The organism is Lysinibacillus zambalensis (assembly GCF_040183165.1).
In the GTDB taxonomy this organism is placed as follows: Bacteria; Bacillota; Bacilli; order Bacillales_A; family Planococcaceae; genus Lysinibacillus; species Lysinibacillus zambalensis.
On record NZ_JBEGDG010000002.1, the window covers coordinates 483,133 to 495,383 of the forward strand.

The 12,251-nt window shown below is 35.6% G+C and carries 8 protein-coding genes; all 8 read right to left on the reverse strand.

The window, feature by feature from the left end; genetic code table 11:
* Positions 1–393 precede the first annotated feature (393 nt).
* Positions 394–1,941 (reverse strand): esterase/lipase family protein, encoded by a 1,548-nt coding sequence (locus ABNX05_RS05365; RefSeq protein ID WP_349658863.1) that lies wholly within the window; start codon positions 1,939–1,941, stop codon positions 394–396.
* An 848-nt stretch (positions 1,942–2,789) separates the two neighbouring features.
* Positions 2,790–3,404, reverse strand: a complete 615-nt coding sequence (locus ABNX05_RS05370; protein ID WP_349658783.1) for an HD domain-containing protein — start codon at positions 3,402–3,404, stop codon at positions 2,790–2,792.
* Between the two features lie 904 nt (positions 3,405–4,308).
* On the reverse strand, positions 4,309–4,611 hold the full coding sequence (locus tag ABNX05_RS05375) for a hypothetical protein (RefSeq protein WP_349658784.1): 303 nt from the start codon (positions 4,609–4,611) through the stop codon (positions 4,309–4,311).
* 282 nt (positions 4,612–4,893) lie between these two features.
* Entirely contained in the window at positions 4,894–5,952 is a 1,059-nt protein-coding gene (locus ABNX05_RS05380) for an S-methyl thiohydantoin desulfurase domain-containing protein (RefSeq protein WP_349658785.1), read from the reverse strand.
* A 16-nt stretch (positions 5,953–5,968) separates the two neighbouring features.
* Positions 5,969–7,543: an OPT/YSL family transporter gene (locus ABNX05_RS05385; protein ID WP_349658786.1), complete on the reverse strand. Its 1,575-nt coding sequence runs from the start codon at positions 7,541–7,543 to the stop codon at positions 5,969–5,971.
* 23 nt (positions 7,544–7,566) lie between these two features.
* Entirely contained in the window at positions 7,567–8,319 is a 753-nt protein-coding gene (locus tag ABNX05_RS05390) for an IclR family transcriptional regulator (RefSeq protein WP_349658787.1), read from the reverse strand.
* A 14-nt stretch (positions 8,320–8,333) separates the two neighbouring features.
* Complete coding sequence (locus ABNX05_RS05395; RefSeq protein ID WP_349658788.1) at positions 8,334–10,013, reverse strand: hydantoinase B/oxoprolinase family protein; 1,680 nt, start codon at positions 10,011–10,013, stop codon at positions 8,334–8,336.
* 3 nt (positions 10,014–10,016) lie between these two features.
* The gene (locus ABNX05_RS05400) at positions 10,017–12,053 is read right to left on the reverse strand and encodes a hydantoinase/oxoprolinase family protein (protein WP_349658789.1); all 2,037 of its coding nucleotides are present in this window, start codon (positions 12,051–12,053) and stop codon (positions 10,017–10,019) included.
* Positions 12,054–12,251: the final 198 nt, after the last annotated feature.

Here is a 12,251-nt window from a genome sequence, read left to right on the forward strand (position 1 = left end):
AAAAAATAATCAACAATTACAATTATCTATCTTTTATGATGTTTTTTTGTTTTGAAAATTTTAAACAAACACATATTCATTGAAGTTAGCATGTGCAATTCCACTGAAAAAATACGAATGAGCGCGTTTTGAATGAGTTGGATATGCGTAAGTAATGATATTTTTGATTGGTATATTAAATCCTTTTGTATTCTATTTCATTTTATAAAAGTCTTGTTACTAACAGTAAAAATACCATGCTGATTGCCAACATGGTATTTTTCAAATCTTTTATTTAAATAGTGACTCATTACTCTATACTATCTTTTTTAATTGTATGATTATCAATTTGAACGAAATCCAACCGTTGCTAAAGATATATTTCCAAAGTCTTTTTCTAATTATTGCATATGTCTATTTTATATACTTAGAACGAACAATGGTTCTATTATAAGGATTGCCTTGTAACGTTTCACCGGAAATATTTAAGGTTATATTATATACACCAGATTTTTTATCACCTGGAAAATTCACCATAAAGTTTTGTTGATCAACCTTTTGAATTTGTAGAGATGAAGCAATATCTTTACCTGTTGGATCTAGTATTCGTAAATCGAATGTAAGTTTTTGTAATTGTTGATTAGCTTGCATCGTGATAATATTATTCGTTTCTAATGATACTGTTGGAATACTCACCTTTATCAAAGACGGCCCCCCGTGTTGAACTGCCAATAAATACGCATTATTCTCTGCTTGCGTCCTTAGATTTATCTTCCATTCCCCGATCTCAGAAATAACGCCAGTAAATGTATGAGGTGCTACGCCATTAAAGAAGGAGGCTTCATCCAATGATTGGATTGTCTGGTTGGTATATTTTATTCCTGAAGGAGATACCAACTCTATCTCATCACTAGTTAACCCTGTCCACAATTTAACATTATCTAGTGCAGTATCCACATAAAAAGAATGTGTCACATCATATGACGATTGTAACTTTCCTCCGTAAAAATAATGAGAAACATCCAACTCTTGAAACATATCAGATTGAGAAAAGTATTCTTTGTTTGCAATGATACGATCAGTAGAAGCAGACTGTAGATACTGTTCCAATCTAGAAAATACCGCAGATCCCATTCGAATACTGTCATGGTCAAGAGAGGTATCGGTAAATAAATGTGTTCCGTAAGCTAATTTAGTACTTGCCTCTTTGACTAATCCATCATTTAGATCGGACAGATATAGACCACCCATCCAGAGTGCAGATAGAAATGGTCCTGAATTAGTACCGGCTATTGTATAATAGTTGTTCCTACTTACGTTGGGGTGATTATCTATTAGTGAGCGAAAGTGTTCCATCTCCCCAACTTGAAGTGAATATGTTCCATCATCATTTTCACCGAGTAATGTAGCTAGCCAACCTGCCCACCAGCTATAAGCAAGATCAGCTAACTCTGATCCATAATGAGGTGAACCTAAAGTAAGCACCCTACCAACGTACGAATGAGCATTATTAAGAACTAATGCTGCTTGGGTATCAGGCCCACCCTTGCTATGGGCAATTATATTTAATTTTTTTCCGTGAAAATGTTGACTGATTTCTTTTAACATTGAGGCTAATAACTTTCCATTATCATATTGACTATAAGAACCTTTACCTGCCGCATCGTATAATTGAACAAATACAGTTTGATATCCTGCTTCATAAGCTTTTGTATACATATCATTAAGACCGTGATACTCTGTATTACCATACCAACTTGTAGAGTTACCGTTTTTCCCTTGAACGAAAACAATAGGTGGTTTATTCGGATCAACATTAGGTGGAGTATCTCCTAAAAACCACTCTCCCGGTGTAAAGCTTTCACCTGGTGGCTTCACTCCATAAGGTTCAATCGGGTTTGAGGCAAATACATCTGGAGTAGAAAAAAGAATAATTGTGACCATTACTAATAACGAAACCATTTTTTTCAAATTATTTTCCTCCTAACCATTATAGATTAAGCTCGTAAATCTGTAGAAAAGCAATTTAGATTCCATAATTCCAAAAAAACTCTCGATTACTACATCATCGTAACGGTTTCCTTTGCAAGGCAGATCTAGTATAAAGTCTACAAAAACAGGTGTTGATTAACAGACATTAATGATAATAAATCTGTCTTCAAAGATGTATTTTCAAACAGAGACAAACAAACCTACCATCCACCTATCTCAATATTCTATAAAAGGAAATGATTCCCTTCTAATTCAGACAAAAAAATAGCATTATCTTATACTGCGGCGAAGCCTAATGAGAAGCAGCATAATAGATTGCGTTAACAAGTAAAATAACATAGAGCGAAACGAATTGTCCCTTTGTTTTTAAGTGACATACCAATTGCATTAATTACAGCACAACTTTCCTTGAATATATCCTCGATAATTCCAATATATCTATTTACCTTATTTCCTTATCGATAAAACCAAACATATCTTTTTTTAAGTGATTCATAAATTTCTACCTTCTAGAAAAAGCAAATAATTTCGTTGCAGTTGGTCAAAAAACATTTAATTTAGCAAGTCTTATATCAAATTACTGCCATCCAAACAATTTTCCTAAATTTCCTCACACATGCTTTAAAAATAATAAAAAAGTGGAGTAAATCACTCTAAGTTTAAAACGCGCGCTTGTGCCTTCATTTCACCATTTGATTTAAATTGATGGACAAAACCAACAAAAATCCGTTGTCAATTGGTATAGACAACGGATTTTTTATGAGACATATAACTAATTAATATTTATAAGCCCACATTATTTTTTGAAGCGTGAATAATTACTCACCAATTTCATTTTGTAATTGCTCTAAAAACCGCACCATAAATTGATGGCGTTCTTCAGCCATTTGTTTGCCCTTCTCTGTAATCATTAAATCCTTCAGCAATAAGAGCTTTTCATAAAAATGGGTAACTGAGGATGTATTTTTACTACGATACTCGTCCTCGGTCATATCCATACGCGCATTTTCTTCCTTGTCATAAAGCTTTCGACCTTTAGCCCCACCAAAAGCAAACGTCCGTGCAATACCGATTGCTCCAATTGCATCTAAACGATCTGCATCCCGTGCTATTTTTGCTTCGAGAGAAGTTGCTTCTAGTTCGTTGCCACCATTAAACGATACTTGTTCGATGCAATCCCGAATATGTTGCTTCTTTTCTTCACTTAAAGGTAGCTCGGCAATCAGCTTATTTTCTTGTTCTTTGCTATCGGTATACTTTTTATCACTTACATCATGCAAGAGCACAACGATTTTCACAACTTCTGCATCCGCTTCTGACTCTGTTTCTAATATCGCTAACGCATTTTGATAAACACGTTCAATATGTTGAAAATCATGACTAGCATCAAATTGTTCGTAAATTCCCCGTACTTTGTCCATTAAATTGTTCATAATCTTAGTTCAGTCCCTTCATACATTATTATACTGTATTGCTTAGAATAGTTGGCAATTATTAAGCAACCTCGAGGCTTTTTAAAAAAACAATATCGCAAAGTGATTTTAATTGACAAATTTTTCAGAATATTGTAAGGTGAATGTACAGAACATTTAACCTTGTTCTGTAGCTCACTATTTCAGTGGTGTACAGCAACTATGTTTTGACAGATTTAACAACTTCAGCGGGCTTGCAATTGAATACTGTTTTGAAAGATGACGTGCGTATAGGCGTATAGTGAAAATCAATCATCTAAGAAACCAAATAAAAGTGAACATTTTTCCCTTAGAAATTCTTTATTTCAACCCGCATAGCGAATGTACATGACGAGATAAGTGAACAAATAGTTAGCTTGTTGTCACGACCTAGAAGGCTTTGACCATATGTCCCAAGCGTGTGATATTTGTATCAATAATTGAAGTTACCTTCTGTAATCATACCCTTGTGTATGTGTGAACGTAACTCCTCCCATTAATAACAAATAGCATATCGAATTCTTGCCAACATTTGTGAAAAGTCAAATTATCAGAGTCGTGCTAAAAAAACTAGAGAATTCTTTTTTAGGCAACCATTTTTCCGAATTTCATTTAAGCCGTAAATGAAGTAATAAGTTATGAAGGAAGTAGGAACGATAGTTATGTTACGTATTACCAACCCGCTGAAGAAAAAGTAAAAGCTGCCCATCTTACTATTGTAGATGATGGCAGCTTTTATTGTTTCTTCGATTTCCATTTAAAAGACATTATCCTATCTCCCTATTCCCTACTTCTTGCTATTCCCTATCTTCCTTCTAAGATATGTTCAAAGGAAATTTTTTTCTGAACACAGGAGATTCTAAGGATATGAAGAGCCTTGTTGACCTTATCGTTGTTTATCTTCATTAGTTTGGATTAGCCTTTCCTTGATTTCTTCAATACGCTCTACAGATAAGCCAGTTATTTTACAAATAAATTCAATATCCATACCATCCACTAAAAGGTTCTTGGAAATTTCCTCTTTTCCTTTTTCTATACCTTTTTGCTCTGCCATATGCTTAACATCCTCTAACTTTGCCTCTTCATCAAGGATATATTTTAAGCGTGATTGATAAGCAATAATATCTTCATGAGAAAGACTTAGATCTTCCCAGACATTGAATGCCTGTAATAAATGTTCGTCCTTCATCGCTAGTTCCTCCAATTCGCAATAAATGTTATCGTATTGATTTGACAATGGCATTCCATGTTAAAATCCATTCTCTATGAAAAAGGATTCTAAATATAAACCAGAATCCTTTATACCACAATGAACTACATAGCCTCTTTCATGTTTTTAACCTACTATTTAAGATTGATAGTTTTTAATTTTTCTTCAGCAGGTTAGTATTACTTAATTTAACTTTCGTTCCTACTACCTTCATAAATATTGTAGATGATGGCAGCTTTTATTATTTATTTTCATTTTTATTTACATGATCTTTTCTTTTTGTACAACTTTAATAACCTCATCAATCTCCTGTAACAGAGCCTCATTTTTCATCGTTGAACTTAATATTAGATTCGATTGATCGACTAAAATAACAGCAACATGCATCCCTTCTTTAATGCTAGCGCTCGGTACTGGCATCATTTTTTCCGTATCAAAAGTCATAATGAGGTTTGGAAATTGAGATTGGATATTACCTACTTTAGCTAAAGTCATATACTCGTTCCAGAAAGTTAAGTGAACATCCCCAACCTTTAATTTTCCAATGTCAAAGCCACCTTCCTTTGTTAGCGAATAATCCGTCACGATTCCAGAAACGATGTGCCTACCATTCAACTGACGAATAACATTTTCTAATTTCTCCTCGATTGTTTGTCCATTCTGAAAGCTATAGCCGAGCTCAATCGCAGCGGAAATAGCATGAGGTGCTCCATGTTCTTTTAAATAGCCAATCGTAACAGGGTTTCGAGTAACCCCTACCATTCCTCCAGCTAAAATAGAAGCATGGCGAACGGCTTTTGCAGTATTTTGCAAATCACCCTCGATAAAACCTTGAATTGCAAAATCATTTTTTCCACCCGCATAAAATTGAATAGATTTATAATCTTTTAGCTCATGTAGATTTAAAGAACCCATAATTCCAGTTGGATGAGCTCGCCCATTACACGGTGCATCCACAATTGGTACGTTCAATAAAACCGACTGCAGCCAGCCGTTAATAGTCGTAATAGCGCCATTTTCGTTCGTAATAATTCCTTTTAATCGATTATTAATATACGTATTCATAGTGCTATAGCTCCAACAAAGCTGTTCGTGTGAAATATATTGATCAGCTGCAGAAGGAGCTCCGACCATCGCCACACAAGTGACTAAATCTTCCTCCTCTAAATCCGTTATATCGATTAACTGAGGTGTACCTATAGCGAAAATTTCTTCAACAAGTTTCAAACCTTCCTCTAGGAGACCTCCACCACCGCCTCCTAGAATCGCGCCCCCATAGACTGCTGCTATGCCATCCTCATAAGTTAGAACTTTTACCATATCGAATTACTCCTTTCTATTTTCCTATTTTTAAAATAGAAGAGAAGAAGCTATATAAAGCATCTCCAGCAATGACACCCGCCGCAAATACAGTCATTTCAGATTCTCTTTTCCCTTTCGTCATATAAGTGAAAATAGTTCGAAGTAAAAGACCTAGTAAAACAGCCCATCCAGCAATGGGATTGATTAGTAATAAACCTGTTGCAAACAGAATACCCATTTGTCGTTTCGAACCGCCGATCAGCTGAATCAATGCGCCTGGAATCGCCCAAATCAATAATTGTTTAGCCACATCACCCGTCACACCAGATTGAATTGTAGCAGCATACACATGATTTACAGGAGCTACTAAATCTTGTGCGAAATAAGATTGATAAGAGAGTAAAACAACAATAGCAGAAATAGAGAAGGCTAGAATCCCAGCGATCATTTGTTGTTTACGACCTTCTTTTTCTAAAGCGGGGTCACTACCATTCCCACGTAAAATAAAACCTGTTTTCAGATCATAGCCCATATCCGCAAAGGCAACACCTGTTGCGGCACTATATCCAGCTAATAAAGCAAGTGCTGGAGGTGGGAAGCCAATTAATACGCCCACAATAAGCGTTATAAACGCTACTGCAAATGCTGGGAACCAACCTGCATGCATGGCAGCAATACCAACTATTAATTCATGTACAAATGCAGCAATCGCTGCGAATACGATAAAGCCTATCAACATACCAAAAGACATATGTGACATCAATCCACCGAAAAATGCGATTAATATCGCAATCAATAAATAGGCAATAAACCCTGCTCCAAAGCCCTGTCTGATTTCCTTAGAACCCTTTGAATACACAAACTTTTCTGACTCTTTAAGCGATTTCTTGTTTAATAAAGTAATGACGACTTGGAATAGCGCCACAATTCCAGCGCCAATCATAACACCATGTGGAATATAATACTCGTTTAAATCCACATTAAATAATTGCACCGAATAGCCTCTAAGTAAAAGACCCACTCCAAACATTGTAAGCGCCCATATATTACCGATAAACGCTACCCCAAAAGCTGACATTGGAATTTTAAGTACAGCTCCCACAATACCGACTAAAACACCACCGATTAGAACCTTTGCATTTTTACCGCCTTTATCTCCAGCTTTAATCGCTTCAGCTGTTGCAATCCCTGGTGGCCAAGTACCTGTTGCTGGGAATATTTTTGTATCAAAAAATTTATATAATAATAAAGCATCCACAAACATCGCTAAAATAACACCAATAAACAGTGGTAATACTAAATTTTCATAGCCTAAAACAAATGGAATACCAATAGGCAACATTAAACTACTTGCTGCACTAAAAGTAGCTGATGATATCGCTGTTTGAATAATATTTTGTCTATGCACTGATTTAAAAGCGACCAATTTTCCAATCGGAATTCTACCAAGAATCATTGCAAATATTGCACCAACAATCGATGTATTCGCAGAAATCCCTAAAGTAGTAATCAGTTGTATTCCAATTATTGCACCAACTACAGATGTTAAGACTATCATTAGTAGAGTTACGGGCTCTAAGGCCCGTGGATGTAATACTTTATTATTCATAGTGTCAGCTCCCCTATTGTTAGTTATAGTTTAGAGATGTGAGATTGAATTTGATGAGCAATTTTCACTAACTGTTCAAGCATGAATTTCTCCCTTTGATCGTCAAAGTCATATACTAATCCGGAAATCGTCAGGGATGCCATGATTTCTTTCTTATTATTGAATAATGGTACACTAATACCAAAAGCATGTTCGTTGTACTCCCCTACAGTGACACACCATTTATTTTGTCGTATAATTTGTAGCTCTTCTTGAAAATTATTAAGAAGCTTTTCATGTTCCGCTTCAGACTGCCCTTCATTAAAATACGCTAATAATTCAAGCTGTCTTTCTTTATCCAAGTAGGCAAACATAACTTTACAGGAAGCACCGATGTAAAGTGGCGTTTTTGTACCTAATGACACTGCATACTTTATATTCTTATTACTTTCAGCAATTTTTGTTGTGACACCATACTCTTTATCCATATAAGTTAGAAATACTGATTCATTGATTTCACTTGCAAGACTCTGCATCAAGTCATAGATTGTAAAATGTGGGTCACTCGTATTGGCAAGCGCATCATGAAATATAAACATTTTATAACCTAATTTATATTTTTTTGTAGCTTCATCCTGTAATAAATAACCTGCTTCTGTAAATGTATTAATTGTTCTTTGCACAACACTTGTGTGCAATTTTGTCATGCGTGAAATTTCACGTACACCTAATGTGTTTTCTGTAGTTGCGAAGCATTCAAGTATATCCAATGAATTTTTTAATGTCTTAACAGTCATATATATTTCTCCTTCTATGAGTTTTGGTAACCGTACCGTTTTTCAGCTACCTCTAAAGAAATATATCCATTTAATAAATCTTTTTCAATTGCTTTCGTACTTCTCTCTTTTGGATTGCCATAGCCACCTCCCGTTGCTGTAACAAGCTCTATACGGTCTCCTTTTTGTAATTCATAATTCGCTAGGACACCAACCGGACCAACCTTTGTACCATCTTTTTTATGAATGATCAAATAGTTATGCGACCCTTCACTACCATCATTTAAGCCAAATGGTGCAAATTTATGTCTACCTAAATTGACAGAAACCTTTTGAGCATCATTGTTAACTGTATAAACTCGGCGTACGCCTAAGCCACCTCTAAATTGCCCTGCACCAGCACCATCGCAATTTAAGCTATATTCATCAATCTGAATACCGTATTTTGTCTCCGCAATTTCAACAGGAAGATTATATGTTTCCCCATCTCCCATACAATATTGCCCACTTTGACCATCCTCATCATTTGACGCTCCCCAACCACCTACTGAAGGTTCAACAATTAGGAATGACTCATCATTTTCAGGATTTTTACCTGTTAATATAAATGTACAAACCGACTGTAAATGACCTGCTGATAATCTTTCTGGTAAATGAGGTGCAAGTGCTTTCCAAATTAAATCTGCTGCACCAATACGTGCCTCAAAGTTCATAGAAACTGGGTGTGGACGTTTGGCAGATACAATAGAATTGTCATCTGTCATAATCGTTAAGCGTTTAAAGACACCTTCATTAATGACATCAATATCGCCAAGTAAAGCAAGAAACATCACACGTACACTGGCCATTAAGCCAAATTGCGAGCAGTTTACCGGTACATTCACAGCAGGATGTGATCCTCTAAAATCACACATAAATTCTTCATCACTGATGGTTACCTTTACTTTGATTGGATAAGGTCCGCCTTTTAAAGGATCACCCTCAATAAAGTCTTTCGCATAAAATTCGCCCTTTGGTAATTGTTGGAGTTCAAGTTCAACAATTTTTTCACCCTTGTCCAATAATTTTTGAATGGACAATTTAACAGATTCGGCACCGAATTTCTGACAAAGCTCCGTGATTCGTTTTTCACCCGTTTTTAAGGCAGCCACCTGAGCAAACATATCTCCGATTGATAGTTCTGGTAAGCGAACATTCGTAGAAATGATTTCATAAATACCTTCATTGAGCTCGCCTTTCTGATAAAGCTTCACACCAGGTAACTGTAGACCTTCCTGATAGATTTCATTCGAATTACTTGTAAATGAACCTGGATCCATGCCACCAACCTCTGTCCAGTGTGCTTTATTAGCAGAATAAGCGATAACCTCATTTTTATAAAAAATCGGTAAGACTAAACCAACATCTGATAAATGTGATCCTCCGCCGACATATGGATCATTAATAATAATGACATCACCTTCATGTAAATCTTCCCCATGATTAAACTTTTCAATGACACGTTGTACCATCGGACTAAGCATCCCGATAAAACTTGTTACACCATTACCTTGGCTGATTAGATTGCCTTTTGCATCTGTTAAACCGCAAGCATAATCCAATACCTCATAGATCACTGGGCTCATGGACGAACGAGCTAACGCTACAAACATCTCATCGCCAATAGCTAGTAAAGAATCTTGAATAATTTCTATTGCAAAAACATCTTTTTTCATGTTTTATTTCACCTCCATCTCTACAATCAGATTGCCGTATTTATCTATTTCAATAGATTGTTTTTCATTGATCACAACTGTAGACGTAGGACTTTCCACAATAGCAGGACCAGTAATCACATAGCCAGGTACTAATTTTTGTTGATCATAGACATTTACCTCTACCCAGCCTTTTTCCTTGACGTATAACCTTCGCGTAGCTTTTATACATGTCGAAGCGTCAATATTTAAGAATTCTAATTCCTTAAATTGCACCGCTTCATCTTTTCCGTAAATAGTAAGATGTAAATTCACTAACTCGATGGGCGTCTCTGGTAAATCAAAAGAAAACTCCTGTTTATGTTTAATATGGAAAGCTTCTGTTAAATGTGCAAGCTCCTCTTCATAAATAGCAATATTCGATGCATTCAATTTGACAGCGTGTTCTTGGCCTTTATAACGAAGATCATAATTAATTTCAAAATAATAATGATCTTTTGACATAGGTGCATCCGCATAGGCATTTTCAATAGCTTCATCGATATTTTTTTGGATATCAACTAGATGATGATGATCAAAGTCCATTAAATTTGTTTGGATATAATCTTGTCGGTATTCTGTCATCATCATTCCTAGTGCTGAAAAGACAGAAGAACCATATGGAATAATGACTTTTTTCATGCCAAGGTCCTCTGCTAAATTAATCGCATGTAGAGGACCACCGCCACCAAAGGCAACCATTGTAAAATCTTCAGGGTCATAGCCTTTACGAATAGAAATTAGTTTTAGGGCATTTAACATATTAGAGTTGGCAATATCTAAAATCCCTTGTGCTGCCTCCTCTGCTGTCACATTAAACGGATTAGCAATGGATTCAGTAAGTGATTGCTCCACCTTGTTAATAGACACTGGATTATCAAAGTTTTCTAACGACAGTCTTCCTAAATAAACATTTGCATCCGTAATCGTTGGCTGTGTATTGCCTAAACCATAGGCAACTGGCCCTGGATTCGCACCAGCAGAATCTGGACCAACTTTTAAGGAGCCGAATTGATCCAAACGAGCGATGGAACCACCGCCATTACCAATTTCTACGATATCAACAACTGGAGTTTTAATCGGATAGCCTGCAAACTTTTCATTTCTTTCAATATAGTAATCTGTTGTAACATTTACTTTTCCATTTGTAATTAGCGAACATTTCGCTGTCGTTCCTCCAACATCAAAAGCGATAATATTGGATTCATTTAAAAGTTCACCTAATTTTGCTGCCCCAAACATACCAGCTACTGGGCCAGATTCCACAAGATTGATCGGCAATTCCATTGCTTTATCAAAGCTAGTTGTACCACCATTGGATTGCATAATTTTCAAATGATCTGTAATACCAATTGTTCCTAATTTTTCTTTTAAGCTTTTTAAATATGAGTGTGCAATTGGCTTAACGTATGAATTTAAAACTGTAGTATTCGTTCTTTCATATTCGCGATATTCCTTAATCGTCTCACTCGAAAGTGTAATATACACCTCAGGCCAAATTTTTAAAATTTCTTCTTTAAGCTTTAATTCATGTATTGGATTTTTATAGCCATGAATTAGTGAAATAGCTATGGCCTCTACACCTAATTCTTTAAATTGACGTACGATATTACCTACTTCCTCAGCATTAAGTGCTTTCATAATATTACCTTTAAAATCGATTCGCTCATCGATTTCTTGTCGTAAATAGCGCTCAACAAAAGGTTTTGGCTTTTTATATTTAAAATTGTATAGGTCTGGTCGATTTCCACGAGCAATTTCTAACACATCACGGAAACCTTTCGTTGTAATTAATCCAACTACGCCCCCTTTTCTTTCCGTTAATGTATTAATAATGACTGTTGAACCATGAATAAACGATTCAATAAGAGAATCTTCCGTTACATGTTGTCCTAATACATTTAATATGCCATCCTCAAAATGACCTGGTGTCGTATGACCCTTGTCAAAATGAAGATTTCCCTTCTCATCCGTGTAAACTAGATCGGTAAAAGTACCGCCAATATCTGTTGCGATTTTCAAGTCTTCATCCCCCTACGTTCCTATAATAGGAACAGTGTTCCTATTAATAAATTACGTAAATTATATTTAAAATAAAGAGAAAATTCAATCTATTTTTAATAAAAATTTATTTAGCCATTATATTTGTCGTAAAAATCCACTTTTTCTTTCTAAGATTAGGTATACTTTTACAATAGCGACCTTATTAATTTGCGTAAA

Coding starts and splice junctions, on each gene's coding strand:
- ABNX05_RS05380 (WP_349658785.1), bottom strand. CDS start 5,952: ATGGTAAAAGTTCTAACTTATGAGGATGGCATAGCAGCAGTCTATGGG.
- ABNX05_RS05375 (WP_349658784.1), bottom strand. CDS start 4,611: ATGAAGGACGAACATTTATTACAGGCATTCAATGTCTGGGAAGATCTA.
- ABNX05_RS05385 (WP_349658786.1), bottom strand. CDS start 7,543: ATGAATAATAAAGTATTACATCCACGGGCCTTAGAGCCCGTAACTCTA.
- ABNX05_RS05370 (WP_349658783.1), bottom strand. CDS start 3,404: ATGAACAATTTAATGGACAAAGTACGGGGAATTTACGAACAATTTGAT.
- ABNX05_RS05365 (WP_349658863.1), bottom strand. CDS start 1,941: ATGGTTTCGTTATTAGTAATGGTCACAATTATTCTTTTTTCTACTCCA.
- ABNX05_RS05395 (WP_349658788.1), bottom strand. CDS start 10,013: ATGAAAAAAGATGTTTTTGCAATAGAAATTATTCAAGATTCTTTACTA.
- ABNX05_RS05390 (WP_349658787.1), bottom strand. CDS start 8,319: ATGACTGTTAAGACATTAAAAAATTCATTGGATATACTTGAATGCTTC.